Below are 21,586 nucleotides of genomic sequence, written 5' to 3'. Positions count from 1 at the left end.
CCATGAAATATTGCAGTCAATGCTCAGCCTTGCTGACTCGCATCATCCCTGAGGGCGACAATCGTTTGCGTGATGTCTGCCCGGAATGCAGCACCATCTTTTATCAAAACCCAAAAATTGTGGCAGGCACCCTACCGGTTTATAAGACCAACGAAGGCAACCAGGTTTTATTGTGTAAGCGGGCAATTGAGCCAAGAAAGGGCTACTGGACCCTGCCCGCAGGTTTTATGGAAAATGGTGAAAGCACAGAGCAGGCTGCGTTACGGGAAACCCGTGAAGAGGCAAATGCGGATGTGTTATTGGAACAACCAATCTCTATGCTCAGCATCCCGCATATTGATCAGGTACATCTGTTTTATCTGGCAATAATGAACCAACCCGAGTTCTCTTCAGGCGAAGAAAGCCTGGATGTTCAGCTGTTTTCCGAAGACAATATCCCCTGGGATAACATCGCGTTTTCAACCGTTGCAAAAACCCTGCGTTATTATTTCAAACATCAACGCGATGAACATCAGTTGAAGCAATGTTTAAGTGGCACCATTGAGTTATCAGAGTCACTCAGGAAGCTCGAAGAACAAGAAAAGCTGAAACTGTCATCCGAGTCATAATTCAGCCAGCTTCCAAACATCATAAGCAGGTTCTTCATACGGATGAGCCTGTTTGAGTGCAGCAACGGCCTCTTTGATCAAGGCATCCTGACACACCAACTCGACCCGAAACTCGTCTACCTGTTCCAGTATGCCGGCGTTACCAATAAAAGGATCGGCGCTCGCCATTGGGCGGAATTGCCCCTGCCCTAAAACCTGCCAGCAACACTCCTGATAATCACCAATCTTCCCGGCTCCTATCGAAAAAACCGCGGCCTTCACCACATCAAGATGAGACTCCGGCACAAAAAAAGCCAACTTATACATAACAACATACCTATATTACTAATTATAAAAAGAACAATAGTTAAATTTTTATTCGCAATCTTAACGTCCTCTACTAGCCTTATTAGAAAGTCTTATCCAGCAGTTAAGAAACGTTAATGACCGACAAAATCTTCTCAATACAGAAAAAAGTGTACTTTACACTTGGGATTATATTTCTTTTGGTAATGGTTACGGTGATCAGTATTGCCGTTTCATCCGAAGAAAAAATGGCCCATGACATGGTGCAGGCCCAGCTGAGAGATAAAGCATCGGGATATCTGGATACCATGAATATCCTGATGATTTCCGGTGCAATGCACAATCGGGAAGCTGTTCGGGAGAAGTTAACCTCTGATAAAAGCATCACCGAAGCGCGAATGATGCGCTCTCCTCAGATTGATGCCCTGTACGGCAAAGGGGCCGCACACGAATACCCCCAGGATGAACTGGACCGGCGCGCCATGAGTGGCGAAAGTGCTTTTGTTGAACACTTTGGTAACGAAGGCCACACCATGACCTTTGTGCGCCCGGTGATTGCCCAACAAAACTACCGGGGAACCAACTGCCTGGCCTGCCATCAGGCACAGGAAGGCGATATCCTCGGCGCCATCCGCATCACCTACAACCTGGATGAATTAGACGCCAACATTCAGACAAACATGATGAAGATGGGTGCGGTTCAAATTGCCATGTTCATGATTGCGTTGTTTGTGCTGTCCTTCTTACTGCGCAAATTTATGTTGCGCCCTATTCGTCATATCCACCGTAGCTTAAGTGCGATGGAGCAGGATTCGGATCTAACTCACCAGGTCATCGTCGATAGCTCAGACGAGTTGGGGCAAACGGCCAAAGCCCTGAACGCCATGACCCAACGCTTTTCAGATTCACTGCAACAAGTGGTTCAAAGTGTCGAACAACTGGAAGGCGCGGCTCAACATATCGATACCACTTCACGCCATTCCAAAAATGCGGCCGATCAACAAAATATTGAAACCGAACAAATCCAGCAATCGATCTCAACCTTGCAGACCAGCATTACTCAGGTGATGAACAATGCAGAACAAAGCAGCGCAGCCTCGGTTGAAGCCAAAAATGTTGCCAGTGATGGGGTCAATAAAACCGACCAGGCTTCACTGACCATTGAGAACATGCACCAGGCGATGCAACAAACCGCGGAAGTTGTGACCTCTCTGGATGAAAAAACGGCCAGCGTGGGTGGTGTCCTTGAGGTGATTAAAGGCATTGCCGAACAAACCAACCTGTTGGCCCTTAACGCGGCAATCGAAGCCGCTCGCGCCGGAGAAAGTGGCCGCGGATTTGCCGTGGTTGCTGATGAAGTCAGAACACTGTCACAACGCACACATGAGTCTGCCCAGGAAATTGAGACCATGATTGAGCAGTTGCAACAAGAAGCCGATAAAGCTGTCAGTTCGATGCAAACCGCACAAACCACCGCAACCGAAGGCTTGGATCAGGTGCGCGAAGCCGCATCAGCACTGCACCGCATGACACAACACGTCGACCAAATGACCACCCTGAATGCGGAAACACTCAGTCAGATGCAGGAACAAGTCAGCATTGGTGATGATGTGACCCGCAGTATCAATACCATTGGCGAGCACTCCCGCAACACCGTCAACAGCGCTGAAGAAACCACTCAGGTTTCCTCGAACCTGGTTTCTCTGGCCAACAACCTGACCCGGTTAGTGAAGCAGTTTAAGCTGTAAGAGTCTTAGATCAGGAAGTCAGCGTTTCAAGCGAAATCAGATTGTCCAGAGCCACCTGGTTTTGCTCTCCGCAAATCTCCGCATCTGCTTTAAAATTCAGGCAAACGGCCGGCCGCTCAGGCTGGCCAAAAATCCGGCACAGATTATTATCGTCCAGCTGTATACATCGCTGCCCGGCAGGTTTTCCCTGTGGCATACCCGGAATCGGCGTTGATATCGATGGTGCGATACAGCAAGCCCCACATCCCAAACGACACTCCAACAATCACCTCCCGGGCATTCCCAAACACATCAATAGCGATACTTAAAACGATCAGAAGCCGGACTGTTTTCCAGCTTCCACATCATCAGATTATACCTCACGGCATAACGATGCAGGCGACGATATTCTTCTGGCTGTTTTTCGATATTGTCATAGGTTTTCCAGCGATGATTCAGTGCCCTGACGGAGTACTTTTCTTCAACCACCTGCAACTGGGGTTTCTTCAACCCGGGAATTTCTAATGAATCGGCTAACTGAATGCCAATAAACTCCACGTTACCACTGCCATGATGTTCACGGGCGTCCTGAGTTGGTGCGGACAAATCGGGGTTAACGGAGTCAGGCGCAGCAGTGACTGAAGCACTGCCACCCCCTGCCACCAGCAATGCCAACGAGATAACACCAGCCTGTATTGCAGAAAAAAAATCATGTCTCATAGATAACTCCTGTTGAATATCTCCATCAGTATAGGAGCCTTGCTATAAAACAGAGTGTTTTCGTCCGGCAATTGTCGCTTCCGGGTGTTGTATAGCAACAGCGGCTGATATAGCCTTGCCAGCCTGATTTAGGGAATTTTTTATGACCAGGCTTTCCACTTTACGGGCTGCTTCAGCACTGCTGATCAGCCTGCTTCCGTCAGCGTTTGTGCAGGCAGAACCCACCAATTTTCGTGTTGGTGCCGGGCTGTTTTCGGCACATATCGACCCGGCAGAAGACTACATGCCCAAAAATGATAATTACGGCTTGTCTGTATTTGCTGAAATGCCACAGTCGGATTATCTCGCGTCGCGCTTTATGCTGTATCGCACCCAAACCAAAGACACACAGTTATCGGGCTTTGAAACCCAGATGATGATTGGTTACGGCTTATCCAAACCCGGTTTTCGTATCTATACCGGACCTGGCTGGCACCGCGAAAAGATTGAAGTAGAGCGCAACAATGACACCGCCCATCGAATTTTTAATGGTTGGGGCTGGCATCTTGGCCTTGGCTATCAGTACCAGGCTGTAACGCTGGATTTATCCGCTTCCCTGCGCGATAACGCCGACTATTACAGTGAGAACAAACGTATTGGTTCGGATAAAGAGCCCAATGCCTATGTCAGTAATTTATTAATCAGCTACCGCTTCTGAATCGGAGAATTTATGACAACCGCTGTTGCCGTGCGTTATATGTCGCGCGCAGAAATTGAACGTCTTATGTACAGCCTGACCGCTGACAGCGATAACGACCAAGCCCAACTGTTTGAAGCACTGGTTCGCCGCTTACTGGAACTGACCGAACAATAGCCACATGGTTCTGTAACCACCCTAAAACACCCACAGCTATCACACGACCACATGCAAGTGCCCCCTCAACTGCCAGAACCACCACACTTCTCTCTGCTTTATCAATCAGAGAGTTGTGTGGTGATTAATAAACCGGCTGGCATCAGTTTTCATAGTGACAATGATCAGGCCGGGTTAGTTGTTCAACTCAGTGAGCAACTGCAACAAAAGTTATGGCCGGTACACCGGCTGGACAAAGTCACGTCGGGTATTTTGTTGTTTGCCACCAATGAGAAAAGTGCCGCTTTTTTTTCCCAGCAGTTCTCACAACGCCAGATACAAAAACGCTATCTTGCTGTCAGCAGCCTGAAACCAAAGAAAAAACAGGGCTGGGTCAAAGGTGATATGAATAAAAGCCGAAACGGCAGCTGGAAGCTACTACGCTCTCAGGAAAACCCGGCAATCACCCGTTTCGTCAGCCACTTTGATGACCAGCAGCAAAAGCGTTTGTTTTTGTTATCCCCCACAACCGGCAAGACCCATCAGCTCAGGGTTGCGATGAAAAGCCTGTCGGCACCGATCGATGGCGATCAACGCTACAGCGGCCAGCCCTCCGACAGAACGTACCTGCATGCTTATGCATTACGTTTTCAGGAAGAAAACGGTGAACAGATCACCTTGCTCTGCCCACCCGGAAAATCCGACTGGCCTGCAATCCCTCAGGACTGGCAAGACCCCAAGCAGCTTTTTCAGGATTGAAGGCACTTCCGCTTTTCAATAGCGCTGATCCGGTTCACTGAAACGGATTGTTCCACGTCAAGCGGAGTCCTGACTCGACCGAACCATTATATTTCTATATTCTTAATCAGTAATTTTAAGAACAGGAATATCGTCATGCGTTTTCGTCAGGGCCGGCTGCACTTTCAGTCGTTTTTTTTCAGCTCCCTTATTGCCACCCTGCTGAGCAACCACAGCCTGGCCGAATCGGAAACCGAAACCGTTTCACTGACCCACATTCCGGTCTCTTTCAGCCTCGAAGCCACACTGGAAGCCGTTAATCAGAGTACGGTTTCAGCACAAACACAAGGGCGTATCAACGCCATCCATTATGATGTGAATGATGTGGTAGAGGCCGGCGCCCTGCTGCTGACGATCGAAGATACCCAACAACGCGCCAGCCTGGCTCAGGCAGAAGCTGGGCTGGCTCAGGCCATTGCCCAGAATGAAGACGCGCAAATCGTTTTACAGCGTAATCAGAAGCTGCATCAGCAAGGCACCTTGTCACAGGGCAAGCTCGATAGCTCTGCAGCCCAGGCCAAAAGCGCGGCAGCGATGGTGACGGCAGCCAAAGCCGGAGTGCAACAAGCCCGTGAACAACTCGCTTATACCCAGGTACGTGCACCTTATGCGGGCCTGGTGAAAGACCGTCATGTTGAAATCGGTGAGCTGGTGGCTCCCGGCACTCCCTTGATGACGGGAATGTCGCTGGCGCATGTCCGTGCGATTGCCGACTTACCGCAACGGCTGGCCCAGCGCTACGAATCGGCATCACAAATCAGCGTACAAATTGAAGATCAAACCATTCAACCGGACACAGTGACATTATTTCCATTCGCTGACCGTAAGCACCACAGTGTGCGGCTGCGCGCTAATCTGCCCGCAACAGAAACACTATTAACTCAGAACACCACCCTGTCAGCCAGGCAGTTATTACCGGGTAACTGGGCTCGATTGATATTCACTTACGATCAACGTCAGGCCATCGTCATACCCGAATCAGCCATAATTCGCCGCTCACACATGGCGGCTGTTTTGCTGCAACAACAAGAGCGCACAGTGTTGCGACAGGTTCGCCTTGGCAACCGCCTCCAAGGTAACCCTGTCCAAGGCAACCCCATCCAGAGCAACATTGAGGTGCTGTCGGGCCTCAACGAAGGCGACATCCTGTTTGTTGATGGTTATGCCCGACTGGCTGAAGTCAGCCAGAACGAGCAATAACCGTCTGTTGTGAATAAGGATGACACTATGAATCAATCGAATCCATTAGGCCTCTCGGGTGTAATCGCACGGGCTTTTCAGAATTCTGCCATCACCCCACTGCTGGCAATCATTGGCCTGCTATTGGGCTTTTTCGCCATCGTTGTAACCCCCAAAGAAGAAGAACCACAAATCGACGTGACCTTTGCCAATGTCTTTATTGGTTACCCGGGCGCCAGCCCGAAAGAGGTGGAACAATTAGTCGCCATACCGGCAGAACAGGTGCTGTCTGAAATCAAAGGGGTCGATGATATTTTTTCGATTTCTCAGCCAGGTCAGGCTGTACTGACGGTTGCCTTTGAAGTGGGTATACCGCGTGAAGAAGCCATTCTGAATCTCTACAATCAGGTTTACAGTCACAATGACTGGTTTCCAGCCAACCTCGGCGTTATGCCGCCAGTGATCAAACCCATGGGCATTGATGACGTACCCATTATGAGTATCACTTTATCGTCAGCAGATGACGAGGTTGATGGCGAACAACTGACGCAGCTGGCACACGCATTAGAAACGGAACTCAAGCGCGTTCCCGGCACCCGGGATATTTATACTCTCGGCGAGCAATCATCGGTGGTGCATGTCGAGCTGGACCCGGCCCGAATGAATGGCCATGGCCTGGCGTTCAGCGATGTTCGTAACGCCTTAATGAGCGCCAATGCGGGTGGCCAACAACAACCGTTAATCCAACACAATCAGGTCATTCAGGTAGAAGTTGGCAGCTTCCTTAGCTCAACGGCTGAATTGGGGCAACTGATTGTCGGCAAAAACGCCGGTGGCTTGGTGTATTTGCAAGATATTGCCAATATTCGCCTGCAACCTGATACCGCAGAGCAATACAGCCGCCATATCCCTATCAGCACTCAGACCGATGCCAGCAGTCGTAATGCTGTCACCCTGGTTATTGCCAAACAGCCCGGCATGAATGCCATTGATATCACGGCAGACATTTCACAACGCCTGCAAGCCCTCAAAAACCATCTGATTCCAGACAACATTGATGCTGATATCACCCGGGATTATGGCCTCACTGCAAAAGATAAGTCCGACAAACTGATTGCCAAGCTGCTGTTTGCCACAGCCGCCGTTGTGGTTCTGGTATTGGCCACCATGAGCTGGCGTGAAGCCGTGATTGTCGGAGGTGCCATTTTAATCACGCTGGCGATTACGTTATTTGCCTCCTGGGCCTGGGGTTTTACGCTTAACCGGGTGTCTTTGTTTGCGCTGATTTTTTCCATCGGCATTCTGGTCGACGACGCCATTGTTGTGGTTGAAAATATCCATCGCCACATGCATCTGAATGCGAATAAAAAGCTGTTGGAAATTATCCCGGCGGCGGTCGATGAGGTGGGTGGCCCCACCATTCTTGCCACCTTTACGGTGATTGCGGCATTAATGCCAATGGCGTTTGTAACCGGGTTAATGGGTCCTTATATGAGCCCAATCCCGATCAACGCCTCCACCGGCATGCTGATCTCTCTGATTGTTGCGTTTGTGGTTACCCCCTGGCTGTCGTACAAGCTACTGAGCGCTCAGCAACCAGCAAGCCCGAAGCCATCAGCGAACAAGACATCACATGAGGCATCACATAAGGCCGAGGACATAAAAACCGACAAATTGTATCGCTTATTTGACCGACTGATGCGGCCGTTTATCGAAGGCGCTCAGGCAGCCAGAAAACGCTTACTGTTGTTTGTTGGCGTGATGGCATTAATCGCCTTCGCCGTTTCCTTACCCGTATTCAAAGCCGTCGTGCTGAAAATGCTGCCGTTTGATAATAAGTCGGAATTTCAGGTCATTGTCGATATGCCCGAAGGCACTCCGGTTGAACAAACATTGGCTGTGCTTGAGGAACTGTCCCAGGAGCTTAGCCGCGTTCCCGAAGTCAAAGACCTGCAACTTTATGCAGGCAACGCAGCGCCGATTAACTTTAACGGCCTGGTGCGCCAGTATTACCTTCGCCGTCAGCCAAATCAGGGGGATATTCAAGTCAACCTGCTGGATAAATCGCAACGACAACGCCAGAGCCATGCGATTGCTCTGTCGGTTCGTGAACCGTTGCAGCAAATCGGCCAACGCCTGAATGCCAACGTCAAGGTTGTTGAAGTCCCCCCTGGCCCACCCGTCATGGCTCCTATTGTTGCCGAAGTGTATGGCACCCATTACCCGGACCAGATCAAGGCAGCCAAAGCACTGCGTAGCCTGTTTGAAAATACCGACGATATTGTTGATGTTGATGACTGGGTTGAAGCCGATCAACCGAAGTGGCTGATCGATATTGATCGCCAGCGGGCAGCACACCTTGGAGTGAGTCAAAGCAGCATTGTTCAGGCTGTGAATACCGCATTAGGCGGCGAAGATGTCAGCTACCTGCATGTTGAAAATAATAAATACCCCTTACCCATCAGGCTGGAGTTAAGCGAGGGCAATAAGGTTAACCTCAGTCAGCTACTGGTGATGAAAGTCCGGGCAGCCGACGGCAGTTTTGTTTCGATTGGTGATCTGATCCGGGTGCATGAGACAACAACAGATAAAAATATTTACCGCAAAAACCTTCAGCCGGTGGTATTTGTCACAGCCGACATGGCGGGAGAACTCGACAGCCCCTTATATGGCTTATTTGCCGCTATTTCTGCTATGCCTGATGCCGGACTGAACTGGAAACAGCACTTCATAAAAGAACCCGCAATCCCCACAGCCACGGAAATAAAATGGGACGGTGAGTGGCAAATCACCTACGAAACTTTCCGTGACATGGGTATTGCTTATGGGGTTGGAATGATTCTGATCTACCTTCTGGTTGTCGCTCAGTTTCGCTCCTACCGGGTACCGCTGATCATCATGGCACCGATTCCTTTGACCATTATTGGTGTCATGCCAGGCCATGCCTTATTTGGCGCTCAGTTCACCGCCACCTCCATGATTGGCATGATCGCGTTAGCAGGCATTATTGTGCGCAACTCAATACTGCTGGTGGACTTTATCAACCAACAGCTGGAGGAAGGCATGCGTTTTGAAGATGCCGTTGTCACCTCTGCTGCCGTGCGTGCCCGCCCTATTGTATTAACAGCCGTAGCAGCCATGATTGGTGCCTTTTTTATCCTTGATGACCCTATTTTTAACGGACTGGCCATTTCCCTGATTTTTGGCATCCTGATTTCTACCTTGCTGACCTTAGTGGTGATTCCACTGCTGTATTTCGCAGCCATGCGTAACAGCCAGCATATAACGGAGTCATCACAGCAGTAGCCACTTCAGGCGATTACAGGCATTTCGTGATTGGTTACGATGTGCCTGTTGAATTAGTCTAAGCTTATAAGATACTTTTTGTGCTCTTTGATCAGCAAGACTGAAGGACGTTATGCCGGATAACCAATACAACCTGCCGCCTCATGCTGCCAAAATGCAGCACTCCCTGGTGTGGCGCATCATCCTGTATTTCGCACTCTCCTCATTCGCTTTATCCATCATCATTGGGATTGTCCTGGCAACCTGGAATTATCACCGGCAAACGGAAGAGTTTCAGTCGCGCATGGATTACATTCAGGCCGGTTATACCGAATCATTAGGCTCCAGCCTGTGGTTCTATGATGAGACTCAGATTCACACCCAGGTTAAAGGCATCATGAACCTTGAAGCCATCAGTTATGTACGGGTAACCGATAACCTCAACCTGGATATTGAAAGTGGCACGCGACCACACCACCAGGACATCAAAACGATCGAACTGGTTTATAAAGATAAATCGTTAGGTAATCTTCAGGTCGCCTTTGACCGCCAGGCCGTATTGGCCGAAGCATCACAAAGTGCATTTCTGATGATCAGCGCACAATTAGCCAGTTTATTATTATTAACCAGTCTGTTGGTGTTTGTGGTACACCGGCTTATCACTTCTCGTATCCGCCTGATGGCACTGGAAGTTAACGACCGGATCAATACGGATCATTCAGAAGCACTGTCCATTCGGGAATCGGCCGCCAAGGATGAAATTGACATTCTGATTCATGCCTTCAACACGCTCAGCGATAAAATGAACAATGAGCTGAAACAAAAAACCCGGGCGCAGCAACAATTAAAACGCGTCAATGCAGAACTGGAAGCTCGGGTTGATGAACGCACCCAAAGCCTGCAGCTCACCATTGATGAACTTAATCACGCATTAAAAGCGTTAAATAAAACGCAAAGTAAATTAATTGAAGCTGAAAAGCTGTCTTCTCTGGGGGGGATGGTCGCCGGTATTTCTCATGAAATTAATACCCCTCTGGGCCTGTGCATTACCATTCACTCGTATATCGATGACCACTATCAAACATTAAAAGAAGGCTTTGAAAGCGGCCAGATCACCAAACAGGACTTCTCAGATTTTGTTGGCATTATGGATGAAAGCCTGAGCATCATGGATAAAAACCTGCAACGTGCAGCACACCTGATTAAAAGCTTTAAGCAGGTTTCTGAGGATCAGACTGGTGAATTAATTCGTGAATTTTCCGTCAAAGATTATCTGCATGAAATTCTCGAAACCCTGTCACCTAAATTTAAAAAGACCCAACATAAAGTGCATATCGATTGCTCAGAACATATGCGCATGAGTACCTACCCCGGTGCTATTTCACAGGTCATGACCAACCTGCTGATGAACTCTCTGATACATGGTTTTGAGGATAAAGAACAAGGCAATATCAACATCATTATCGCCGAAGAAAAAGGCAATGCGGTGATTCGTTATTCCGACGACGGCAAAGGATTAACCGAAGAAGCCAAACAAAAAATCTTCGATCCGTTTTACACCACCAAACGGGGACAAGGTGGCACCGGCCTGGGCATGCACCTGGTGTATAACATCGTTAACCAGCGATTAAACGGTGAAATTGATATCGAAAAAAACTGTGGCTGTGACGGTGCCTGCTTCCGCTTAATTATTCCGAAAAAACTCGACGTTGTGACGGATTAAATCGATCAGACAATAAAAAAGCTCTGACACATGCGTGTCAGAGCTTTTTCGGTTTTTATTGTAGTAGTTGTATTAGTTCAGACAGAACTACAACTGCGACGCCAACTCACTGGCTAAACGGATAGCACGTTTTGCATCCAGCTCACCAGCAAACTCAGCACCACCCACCAGATGCAGGTTGAAGTTTTTGCTTTCGTCCTGCTCCAGTTGCTGATGCAGCTTGTTCACGGATACCTGACCGGCACACAGAACAACATGATCCACATCCAGCACGCGGGTTTCAGTCACTTCTTCGCCTTTTTTGCCGGTGGTGATGGTCACGTGCAGGCCTTCATCATCCACTTTGTCGTAGCTCACGCCACCAATGGTTTCAACACCTTTCATAGCAACCACGGCACGGTGAACCCAGCCAGACGTTTTATTCAGGCCTTTACCAAAAGACGACGCCTTACGCTGCAGCATGTATACCTTACGCGGAGATTCTTCGATTTCCTGAGGCTTCAGGCCACCTCGTACTTCGTTCTGACCATCAACACCCCACTCTTTCATCCAGGCATCTTTATCCAGGGTCAGAGACGGGCCTTCATGGGTCAGGTATTCGCACATGTCGAAGCCAATACCACCAGCCCCCATCACAGCCACTTTTTTGCCCAGCTCCATGCCTTGATCCAGCACCTGCTGATAAGTCACCACTTTAGGGTGATCAGCGCCCGGCATATTCGGAACGCGAGGCTCAACACCGGAAGCAATAATGACTTCATCGAAGCCTTCAGCTTTCAGCTGCTCAGCATCGACCCAGGTATTCAGACGCAGATCGATGTTATGAATCTCGATCATTTTGTGGAAATAACGAATGGTCTCGTGGAATTCTTCTTTACCGGGAATACGAGCCGCGTAGTTAAACTGGCCACCGATGTGCTCACGCGCTTCAAACAAGGTAACGTTATGACCACGCTGTGCTGCAACGTTTGCACAGGCCAGACCCGCAGGACCAGCACCCACTACCGCCACTTTTTTAGCCTGAGAAACGGTTTTGTAAATCAGCTTGGTTTCATGACCGGCACGCGGATTCACCAGACAGCTGGCACGCTTCATTTGGAAGGTATGATCCAGACACGCCTGGTTACAAGCGATACAGGTATTAATTTCGTCAGCCTTGCCCGCTTCCGCTTTATTCGCCCATTCGGAATCGGCCAGCAGCGGACGCGCCATAGAAATCATGTCTGCCTTACCGCTGGAAATAATATCTTCAGCCGTATCTGGCATATTAATACGGTTCGAGGCCACAACCGGAACATTCACCGCCGCTTTTACCTTGGCGGTTACATCAACAAATGCCGCACGAGGTACTGAGGTGACAATGGTCGGAACACGGGCTTCGTGCCAGCCAATACCCGTGTTGATAATAGTAACGCCTGCTTTTTCCAGCTCCTGAGCCAACTGAATCACTTCATCCATCTCAGAGCCATCTTCGACCAGATCCAGCATCGACAAACGGAACATCAGAATAAATTTTTCACCCACGGCCGCACGGATACGACGTACCACTTCCAGCGGGAAACGCATACGATTTTCGTAAGAGCCACCCCATTCGTCGCTGCGCTTGTTAACGCGTTTGTTCAGCATCTGACAAATGAAGTAACCTTCAGAACCCATGATCTCGATGCCATCGTAATCGGCTTTTTGTGCCAGCTTGGCACAACGCACGTAGTCATCGATGGTTTTTTCGATTTGTTTGGCACTCAGCTCTTTTGGCTTGAACGGCGTAATCGGAGATTTCACCGCAGAAGGTGCAACGTTAAACGGCGTATAACCGTAACGGCCTGCGTGCAGGATTTGCAGCAGGATTTTACTGTCGGAAGCGGCTTCATGAACGGCGGTGGTCACCTTCTTATGAAAAGGCACCTGCCATCCGGAGATCAGCTTAGAACCAAACGGTAATAAGTCACCACGACGGTTAGGAGAAAAGCCGCCGGTTACCATAAGGCCAGTACCACCACGGGCACGTTCAGCGAAATATTCTGCCATTTCATCAAAATGCCATGGGCGATCTTCCAGGCCAACGTGCATCGAACCCATAACAACACGGTTTTTCAGCTTGGTGAAACCCAGATCCAGTGGTTCAAAAACGTGGGGATAGTGACTCATCGTGATTATTCTCAAAAAGCGATTTATTTATAAGAGCCTGGGCGCTGAAACATTCACAACCACCCGATTTGAGCTCAATTATTTATTGTTGTCAGTTTACTGCTATTCAGGAAGCGGTAAATGATCAAGATTAGCAGAATTATGATTATCTTGATCATTCAAAAGAATTAAGGCCTGATATTATCGACAACAGTGGTCTGATTTCAGGCCTTAAGAGCCAGTGCGGTTTAATCGTCAGAAATCTGAATATTCGGCATTTGTGCGGCTGAATCAGCCTGCTTCGCCAAAGCGACCGCCAGGCGACGTGCAGCATGGCGATACATCATGCTGACTTCAGAGCAATCATCCGCTGCAACCACCGGTAAACCCGCATCACTTTGCTCACGAATGTACTTCGACAACGGCAGTGAACCCAGCACTTCCGTCTGGTATGTCTCAGCCAGACGCTCAGCACCGTCTTCACCAAAGATATGTTCGGCATGACCACAATTTGAGCAAATATGCATACTCATATTTTCGATCATACCCATGACCGGAATATTCACCTTGCGGAACATTTCCACGCCTTTCTTTGCATCGGCTAAGGCAATGTCCTGTGGTGTGGTGACAATAACAGAGCCGGATACCGGGAATTTCTGGCTCAGCGTTAATTGGATGTCACCGGTACCCGGCGGCATATCAATCACCAGATAATCCAGTTCACCCCATTGGGTTTGGGTCATAATCTGCTGTAATGCACCAGCGACCATTGGCCCACGCCATACCATCGGGGTTGATTCGGTGACCAGATAAGCCATCGACATGGTTTTAATGCCATGAGCTTCCACCGGCACAAACCATTTCTCATCAATGGTTTTTGGGCGAGTACCATCTTCAACACCCAGCATAATTCCCTGGCTGGGGCCATAAATATCCGCATCCAGCAAACCCACTTTAGCGCCATCTTTGGCCAGTGCCAGGGCAAGGTTCACCGAGGTTGTGGATTTACCCACCCCGCCCTTACCAGAAGCCACAGCAACAATATTTTTCACCTGAGCAATGGCTTCAATGGCCTTGGTCGCCGGGTTATCGGCCACCTGCCAGGACACATTGACCTGAGCAGATTCGCATTCATCGATATTCTCAAGGGCGATCACCAACATCTGCGCAATACCATCTTTCAGATATTCAGACGGATAGGCAAAAAAGATATCAACCACCGCACGGGTGCCCTCTATCTCAATATTTTTGACAGCACCGGCGCTTACCAGGTCAGTATTCAGGTATGGATCGGTGTAGGTTTTCAACGCTTCTTCAACCAAAGCGTGGGTGAGTTCAGTCACGGGCAGATTCCACTCATCATTACGGTTGGGCGAATTTTTACGTATTCAGTTGATAATTACCACTGACGTATTGTGTGTGTATTTTTCAGCCATCAAGATTCCAGAATGCACATATTTTGATGCAAGTCATTATGGACCTTCCTGAGCAGCAACTACTCTTACTGTTTTAAGGCTCAGTATTTATTCTGAACTGATTCGCATCGCACAAGACAAACGGAGCAGGTAAGGTTTCGCCAAACATTGCTCCTGATGACGAGATTGGTGTCGTAAGACATGACCATCACTAAGCTTATTCTATTTTGTGATTAAAACTAGCTAAGTCCTTCTTGTAGGAAATATCAAAAATTTGGGATAATGCGCGCCCGAATTTAAACCGTGACGGCTCGTTTCATCCGCCGCCATTAATAACCCGCCGCTAAGTGCGGATAGGTAAGAGTACACCGATGACTGATTATCTGCTGATTCTGGTGAGCACCATTTTGGTGAACAACTTTGTGTTGGTTCAGTTTCTTGGGCTATGCCCCTTTATGGGCGTGTCTAACAAACTGGAAACCGCCATTGGCATGGGGGCCGCAACCACGTTTGTACTGACGTTGGCTTCGGTTTGTAGTTATCTGGTTTACACCTATATCCTGCTGCCATTTGATCTCGCCTACCTGAAAACCATCAGCTTTATTATGGTAATTGCCGTGGTCGTCGGTTTTACCGAAATGGCTATTCGGAAAACCAGCCCACTGTTGTATCGCGTTTTAGGTATATTCCTGCCCCTGATTACCACCAACTGTGCGGTATTAGGTGTGGCGCTGCTGAATATCAAACGTGACAACGGTTTTGTTGAATCCATTCTTTATGGTTTTGGCGCGGCCGTAGGCTTTTCTCTGGTGATGGTGCTGTTTGCTGCGATGCGAGAACGCATTGCAGTTGCAGATGTACCTAAACCTTTCCAGGGCTCAGCCATTGCCATGATCACCGCAGGTTTAATGTCTCTCGCGTTTCTGGGCTTTACCGGCCTGGTCAGTATTTAAGGGAGATCTGAGGAAAACCTATGTCGACCGCTGTTATCGCCATTATTATTGCTGTTGTTGTTCTGGTTGTGCTGGCCGCGTTTTTTGGCGGCGTTCTGGGCTTTGCAGCGGTACGCTTCAAAGTTGAAGGCAACCCGATTGTTGATCAGATCAATAGCCTGCTGCCACAAACCCAGTGTGGCCAGTGCTCCTACCCCGGCTGTAAACCGTACGCCGAAGCCATTGCCAATGGCGACAAAATCAACAAGTGCCCTCCCGGTGGTGAAAGTACCATTCAGGCACTGGCCGACTTATTAGGCGTAGAACCAGAACCACTGGATGCTGAACACGGTGCAGAGAAAGACGTACCCAGCGTTGCTGTGATTCGTGAAGACGAATGTATTGGCTGCACTAAGTGCATTCAGGCGTGCCCTGTGGATGCCATCCTGGGTGCGGCCAAACAAATGCACACCGTGATTTCAGATGAATGTACCGGCTGCGACTTGTGCGTTGAACCTTGCCCGGTGGATTGTATTGATATGGTGCCAGTCAGCACCGATAAAAACAGCTGGTACTGGCAAGCGCCAACCTCTGGAGTGGAATTGATTGCAACGGATAAACATCCAGCTCAGGTGATTACCTCAATGGATTCAGCCAACAACGCTGAGAACGACCATCACGACGACCGAGGCGCCGCATGACCAACCTGATTCGTCTGTATGATTTTGACGGTGGCATTCACCCGACCGAAAACAAAACACAATCTACCCAGACTCCGATTCAACAAGCGCCTATCCCGGCAGAACTGGTATTGCCCTTACACCAGCATATTGGCGCCGCCGCTGAGCCTTTGGTAAAGGTCGGTGATAGTGTATTAAAAGGCCAGATGCTGGCCGAAGCCAATGGTTTTGTCAGTGTGCCTCTGCACGCGCCAACATCGGGTGTGATTAAAGCCATTGAACCGCGTCAGGTACCCCATGCATCAGGACTTGAAGAGCTCTGCATCGTACTCAAAACCGATGGCAAAGATGACTGGTGCGAACGCCGCAGTGCATTCGATAAGTTTGCCACCCAGGATCTGGCCGATATCAGCCCGGCAGACCTGACCCAACACATCAGTGACTGTGGTATTGCCGGCATGGGCGGCGCAGGCTTCCCAACCGCCGTGAAACTGCATACCGGCAAGCGCGACATTAGCACCCTGATTCTTAACGGTGCGGAATGTGAACCTTACATCACCGCTGACGATATGCTGATGCGCGAGCGCGCCCGCGAGGTGATCTCCGGCGCTCAGATCCTGCTGCATATTCTTGATGCCAAGCGTTGCATGATTGGTGTCGAAGACAACAAACCCGAAGCGATTGAAGCACTCAATGCAGCATTGGTGGATTTACACGAAGAACATCATATTGATGTGGTGGCGATCCCAACCAAGTACCCTTCCGGTGGTGAAAAACAACTGATTCAGATTCTGACCGGCGAAGAAGTGCCAGCCGGTGGTATTCCAGCGGATCTTGGCATTGTGTGCCAAAACGTCGGAACCGCTGCGGCGATTTCTCAGGCGGTATTTGAAGGCACTCCACTAATCAGCCGTGTGACCACATTAACCGGCGACGCCAACGAGCAACCGGGCAACTGGGAAGTATTATTAGGCACCCCGGTTAATTTCCTGCTCGAACTGGCGGGTTATCAACCTCAAAAACGTGAGCGAGTGGTGATGGGTGGCCCAATGATGGGATTCTCCCTGCCATCACTGGACCTGCCCGTGGTAAAAACCACCAACTGTCTGCTGGCGCCAACAGAAAAAGAACTCCCTGCCAACGATATCGCCATGGCGTGTATTCGTTGTGGTATGTGTGCTGATGCCTGCCCGGCTGAATTATTACCGCAGCAGCTGTACTGGTTCAGCAAAACGCAGGAATTTGATAAAGCCGAACAACATAACCTGTTTGACTGCATCGAATGTGGTGCCTGCTCGTACGTTTGCCCAAGCCATATCCCATTGGTGCAATATTACCGCTATGCCAAAGGCGCGGTTCGCGAAGAGCGTGCGGCACAAGCCAAAGCCGAAAAAGCCAAAGAACGCTTTGAAAATCGCGTTGCTCGTCAGGAACGTGAAAAAGCGGAGAAAGAAGCCAAGCGTAAAGCCCGCGCGGAAGCCGCGAGTAAATCACAAAGTGCGAAAAAAGCGGCTCCGACTGCTGGCAATGCCGCTCCTGCAGCCTCATCTGCCGAGCTGGAAAAACTGCAGAAGCAACTCGACGGCGCCCAATCGGCTCTGAAGAAAACCCAGGAAAAACTGGACGCAGCACGCGAAGATGCCGCTCAGGCTGAGAAAATCCCGGCCTTTGAAGCCGCACTAGAAAAAACCCAGAGCAAAATTAAAGATCTGGCAAAACAGATTGCCGAAGCAAAAAAAGCCGCCAAAGCGGCGCCAGCTGCTGCCACAGACAGTGACAAAGGCGATCCAAATTCTCCGGAGCGACTGAAGAAGAAGTGGGAAACCGCTCAGGCTCGTCTGGAAACCGCACAAAAACGTCTGGCGGATGCCAAAGAGCAAGGCCTGGATACGGTCGCAGCCTTAGAAGAAGGCATTGCCAAACAACAGGTTCGGGTTAATGAAGCCAAAGCCGCTTACGATGCCAGCCTGTCGTCTGACAATAGTACAGCTCAAACAGCAACAGCAGCACCGGCATTTAACCCGGAGCAGTTAGAGAAACTGCAAAAGCAGCTAAGTGCTGCCCAAACAGCAAAAACCAAGACCGAAGAAAAACTGGCTGCAGCCAAAGAAGATCCGGAAAAGGCTGACAAAATCGCTGCGTTTGAAGCCGCTTTGGCAAAAACTCAGGACAAAATCAAAGATCTGGCCAAGCAGATTGCGGTTGAGAAAAAGGCGCAAAAAGCCGCCGAAAATGCAGCGCCTGCTGCTGCAGAACACGTGGCCCCTGACCATGTTGCCTCAGATAAAGGCGACCCGAACACGCCAGAGCGCTTACAACGCAAGCTGGATACCCTGCAGGCACGACTGGATACCGCCATCGATCGATTGAAACAAGCCGAAGCTGAAGGGCTGGATACGGTTGAGAAACTCAAAGCCGGTATTGAACGCCAGCAAACTAAAGTCGATGAGGTGAAAGCGCAGCTGGATGCAGCTCAGAACGGTGGTGATTCAAGCAAGGCTATCGCTGCAGAAACTGCCATGGCCAGTACAAGTGAAACAAACAGCGAACAGCAAGCAGCGTTGGAAAAGAAAATCCGGGCGCAGAAAGATCGTGTTGAAAAGTCGCAAGAGCGCCTGATCATGGCTCAAGAACAAAACCTTGAAACCGTTGACGCGCTGCAGAAAGCACTCGATAAACAAACCGATAAATTAGCTGGCTTTGAGGCAGAACTTAACGCTCTCTCTAACTCAAAAGCCAGCTCAGAAACCGACTCACAAGGAGAAGCCTGATGGCTTTGCTGACGTTGTCGTCACCCCACACTCACGGCCCGAACAGCACCAATAAAGTGATGTTAACGGTGATTCTGGCAACCTTGCCGGGATTAGCCGTTACCACGGGTTTGTTTGGTTTTGGCACTCTTATCAATGTGGTTTTGGCCTCGCTGACGGCGATTGCCAGTGAAGCCATTATTCTGAAAATCCGCAAACGCCCTGTCGGCTTCTTTTTGCAAGACAATACGGCGTTACTGACCGGCGTGTTACTGGGCCTCGCCCTTCCCCCGTTTGCTCCCTGGTGGATCACAGTCATTGCCAGCAGTTTTGCCATTGTGTTTGCCAAACAGCTGTATGGCGGATTAGGTAACAATCCATTTAACCCGGCCATGGTAGGTTATGCGCTGGTACTGGTGTCTTTCCCGGTACAGATGACCACTAACTGGGCATTATCTTCACAAGTTACCGGTGCTGGCTTCGCCGATATCGGCAGCACACTGGCGGCTATTTTCGCTTCCACACCTGCTGATGCCTTTACTGGCGCTACACCGCTGGATGCTTACAAACACTTAATCGATAAACAGACCGCCGACGTTGTACTGCAGGAGAGTACCTTCAACGGCTGGCTGAATGGCGGCTGGGAGTGGGTCAATCTGGCGTATCTGCTAGGCGGCTTATTCCTGGTCTGGCGCAAAATCATCAGCTGGCATATTCCAGCGGCCATGCTGATCGCATTGTCTCTGTGCTCGTTATTGCTGGGCTGGGATGAAGATATGTATACGCCAGTGTCGCTGCACTTACTGAGTGGTGCCACCATGCTGGGGGCCTTCTTTATTGCCACCGACCCGGTTTCAGCATCCACCACCCCACGCGGCAAACTGATTTATGGTGCTGGCATTGGCATCCTGCTGTACATCATTCGCACCTGGGGGGCATACCCGGACGCCGTTGCTTTTGCGGTGATTCTGATGAATTTTGCTGCGCCGTTTATTGATGCTTATACCCAACCACGCACCTATGGCCATAAAAAAGCCAAGCGTGGCCTGGCGGCGAAAAAGAGTTAAGGAGGCGAGTCAGCGATGAATGAATTATTACTTTCCATCCGCAATAACGCTGTTGGCCTGGCTTTATTTGCATTAGTGACCGCCGGTGCTATTGCCGTCGCTCAGGTGGGCACCAAAGAGCGCATTGAACACAACATTCGCCAGGCCGAAGCCCGCGCACTGAATGAGATTGTGCCTCAAGATCAGTACGACAACGACCTGCTCAATGATGTATTGCCGATTGACGACCGCTTTAATCAACAATTGTTAGGCCCACTATCCGATAAGGCCCAGATTCATCTGGCCCGACGTAATGGTGTGGTACACACCGCCATTATCCCGGCCATTGCTCCCGATGGTTACACCACCAATATTTCCATGATTGTCGGTGTTAAAGCTGACGGCACGTTGGCTGGTGTACGGGTGATTGAACACAAAGAAACACCCGGATTGGGCGATAAAGTCGACATCAAAAAGTCCGACTGGGTGACAGGGTTTGATGGCAAATCCTTATTTAATCCGGACGATGCGGGTTGGAATGTGAAAAAAGACGGCGGCGAATTTGATCAGTTTACCGGCGCAACCATCACTCCTCGCGCCGTGGTTCGTGCAGTTAAGCGCACATTGAGCTTTTTTGATTTGCACAAAGAACAGATTTTAAATACTCGATTAGTAGAGCCAGCCAGCAATAAAGCAAACCAGAGCTCAATAAATGAGGAGACCCACTGATGGCGACTAAATCCATGCGCGACATCAGCCTCGATGGCTTATGGAATAACAACCCGGCACTGGTTCAATTGCTGGGCTTATGCCCACTACTGGCTGTGACTGGTTCTGTGGTCAACGCTTTAGGTTTAGGCCTGGCGACCATGCTGGTTTTGGTTGGCTCCAACTTATCGGTCTCTCTGATTCGTAATCATGTCTCTGAAGCCGTGCGCCTGCCCGCTTTTGTGATGATTATTGCCTCGTTTGTAACCGTCACCGAGCTGGTCATGCAGGCGTTTACTTATGAGCTGTATCAGGTGCTGGGCATTTTTATTCCGCTTATCGTAACCAACTGCGCGATTCTCGGCCGCGCCGATGCCTTTGCCTGTAAAAATCCGATCCTGCCGTCGGTCGTCGATGGCTTTATGATGGCACTGGGCTTTACCGTGGTGCTGGTGTTATTGGGCGCCATGCGTGAAGTGCTGGGCCAGGGCGTGATCTTCTCCGATATGCAGTTATTATTCGGCCCGGCTGCTGCCAGTTGGAAAATTGAACTGGTAAAAGATTACCCGGATTTCTTATTTGCGATTTTACCGCCCGGTGCGTTTGTGGCGATGGGTTTAATTATTGCCATTAAAAACATCATTGACGATCAGATTAAACAGGCCGCCGAAGCCAAGAAAGCTCCAATCGAAGTTGGCAGCAAACGTGCTCGAGTGACGGGTAAAATCAGTTAATTCTTACTGAATATCACGCATAAAAAAACCGATCATC

19 protein-coding genes are annotated in these 21,586 nt (G+C 49.7%); 14 read left to right on the top strand and 5 right to left on the bottom strand.

Going from position 1 to position 21,586, the window contains the following annotated elements:
- The first annotated feature begins 2 nt into the window (after window positions 1–2).
- Entirely contained in the window at window positions 3–608 is a 606-nt protein-coding gene (locus KFF03_RS08335; protein WP_255860615.1) for an NUDIX hydrolase, read from the top strand.
- Here KFF03_RS08335 and KFF03_RS08330 read toward each other — a convergent pair.
- Window positions 603–914, bottom strand: coding sequence for a YqfO family protein (locus tag KFF03_RS08330; protein ID WP_255860614.1), 312 nt, complete (start codon window positions 912–914; stop codon window positions 603–605). The two genes, KFF03_RS08335 and KFF03_RS08330, sit on opposite strands and share 6 nt — an antisense overlap.
- Before the next feature lie 116 nt (window positions 915–1,030).
- Here KFF03_RS08330 and KFF03_RS08325 point away from each other — a divergent pair, with 116 nt between their 5' ends.
- Entirely contained in the window at window positions 1,031–2,641 is a 1,611-nt protein-coding gene (locus KFF03_RS08325; RefSeq protein ID WP_255860613.1) for a methyl-accepting chemotaxis protein, read from the top strand.
- A gap of 10 nt (window positions 2,642–2,651) precedes the next feature.
- Here the strand turns inward: KFF03_RS08325 and KFF03_RS08320 are convergent, their stop codons facing one another.
- A complete protein-coding gene (locus KFF03_RS08320) occupies window positions 2,652–2,891 on the bottom strand; it encodes a YkgJ family cysteine cluster protein (protein ID WP_370647475.1) in 240 nt (79 codons plus the stop codon).
- Window positions 2,892–2,932: 41 nt separating this feature from the next.
- Window positions 2,933–3,340, bottom strand: coding sequence for a hypothetical protein (locus tag KFF03_RS08315; RefSeq protein ID WP_255860612.1), 408 nt, complete (start codon window positions 3,338–3,340; stop codon window positions 2,933–2,935).
- 142 nt (window positions 3,341–3,482) lie between these two features.
- On the opposite strand from KFF03_RS08315, the gene KFF03_RS08310 reads away from it, so the two are divergent.
- The 6 genes from KFF03_RS08310 (at window position 3,483) to KFF03_RS08285 (ending at window position 11,157) form a co-directional block, all read left to right on the top strand.
- Window positions 3,483–4,037, top strand: a complete 555-nt coding sequence (locus KFF03_RS08310) for an outer membrane beta-barrel protein (RefSeq protein ID WP_255860611.1) — start codon at window positions 3,483–3,485, stop codon at window positions 4,035–4,037.
- A gap of 12 nt (window positions 4,038–4,049) precedes the next feature.
- A complete protein-coding gene (locus tag KFF03_RS08305; RefSeq protein WP_255860609.1) occupies window positions 4,050–4,193 on the top strand; it encodes a cell developmental protein SirA in 144 nt (47 codons plus the stop codon).
- 51 nt (window positions 4,194–4,244) lie between these two features.
- On the top strand, window positions 4,245–4,931 hold the full coding sequence (locus KFF03_RS08300; protein WP_255860608.1) for a TIGR01621 family pseudouridine synthase: 687 nt from the start codon (window positions 4,245–4,247) through the stop codon (window positions 4,929–4,931).
- Between the two features lie 135 nt (window positions 4,932–5,066).
- Window positions 5,067–6,170 carry an efflux RND transporter periplasmic adaptor subunit gene (locus KFF03_RS08295; protein WP_255860607.1) on the top strand — a complete coding sequence of 368 codons (1,104 nt, stop codon included), beginning with the start codon at window positions 5,067–5,069 and terminating at the stop codon, window positions 6,168–6,170.
- Window positions 6,171–6,197: 27 nt separating this feature from the next.
- Window positions 6,198–9,455: an efflux RND transporter permease subunit gene (locus KFF03_RS08290; RefSeq protein ID WP_255860606.1), complete on the top strand. Its 3,258-nt coding sequence runs from the start codon at window positions 6,198–6,200 to the stop codon at window positions 9,453–9,455.
- Between the two features lie 112 nt (window positions 9,456–9,567).
- A complete protein-coding gene (locus tag KFF03_RS08285) occupies window positions 9,568–11,157 on the top strand; it encodes an ATP-binding protein (RefSeq protein ID WP_255860605.1) in 1,590 nt (529 codons plus the stop codon).
- A gap of 87 nt (window positions 11,158–11,244) precedes the next feature.
- Here the strand turns inward: KFF03_RS08285 and KFF03_RS08280 are convergent, their stop codons facing one another.
- Complete coding sequence (locus KFF03_RS08280) at window positions 11,245–13,305, bottom strand: NADPH-dependent 2,4-dienoyl-CoA reductase (RefSeq protein ID WP_255860604.1); 2,061 nt, start codon at window positions 13,303–13,305, stop codon at window positions 11,245–11,247.
- Between the two features lie 227 nt (window positions 13,306–13,532).
- Window positions 13,533–14,627 carry an iron-sulfur cluster carrier protein ApbC gene (apbC, locus tag KFF03_RS08275; RefSeq protein ID WP_255860602.1) on the bottom strand — a complete coding sequence of 365 codons (1,095 nt, stop codon included), beginning with the start codon at window positions 14,625–14,627 and terminating at the stop codon, window positions 13,533–13,535.
- Between the two features lie 443 nt (window positions 14,628–15,070).
- On the opposite strand from apbC, the gene rsxA reads away from it, so the two are divergent.
- Genes rsxA through KFF03_RS08245 form a run of 6 tightly spaced genes read left to right on the top strand, consistent with a single transcriptional unit; the run spans window position 15,071 to window position 21,549 of the window.
- Window positions 15,071–15,652 (top strand): electron transport complex subunit RsxA, encoded by a 582-nt coding sequence (rsxA, locus tag KFF03_RS08270; RefSeq protein WP_255860601.1) that lies wholly within the window; start codon window positions 15,071–15,073, stop codon window positions 15,650–15,652.
- A 20-nt stretch (window positions 15,653–15,672) separates the two neighbouring features.
- Entirely contained in the window at window positions 15,673–16,332 is a 660-nt protein-coding gene (gene rsxB, locus KFF03_RS08265; protein WP_255860600.1) for an electron transport complex subunit RsxB, read from the top strand.
- A complete protein-coding gene (gene rsxC / locus KFF03_RS08260; protein WP_255860599.1) occupies window positions 16,329–19,082 on the top strand; it encodes an electron transport complex subunit RsxC in 2,754 nt (917 codons plus the stop codon). Before rsxB ends, rsxC begins: the two co-directional genes overlap by 4 nt.
- A complete protein-coding gene (gene rsxD, locus KFF03_RS08255) occupies window positions 19,082–20,128 on the top strand; it encodes an electron transport complex subunit RsxD (protein ID WP_255860598.1) in 1,047 nt (348 codons plus the stop codon). Before rsxC ends, rsxD begins: the two co-directional genes overlap by 1 nt.
- A 15-nt stretch (window positions 20,129–20,143) precedes the next feature.
- A complete protein-coding gene (rsxG, locus tag KFF03_RS08250) occupies window positions 20,144–20,836 on the top strand; it encodes an electron transport complex subunit RsxG (protein ID WP_255860597.1) in 693 nt (230 codons plus the stop codon).
- Window positions 20,836–21,549, top strand: a complete 714-nt coding sequence (locus tag KFF03_RS08245; RefSeq protein ID WP_255860596.1) for an electron transport complex subunit E — start codon at window positions 20,836–20,838, stop codon at window positions 21,547–21,549. Before rsxG ends, KFF03_RS08245 begins: the two co-directional genes overlap by 1 nt.
- Window positions 21,550–21,586 lie beyond the last annotated feature (37 nt).

The organism is Bacterioplanoides sp. SCSIO 12839 (assembly GCF_024397975.1).
GTDB lineage: Bacteria > Pseudomonadota > Gammaproteobacteria > Pseudomonadales > Oceanobacteraceae > Bacterioplanoides.
This window is presented reverse-complemented; position numbering and strand designations above follow the sequence as displayed.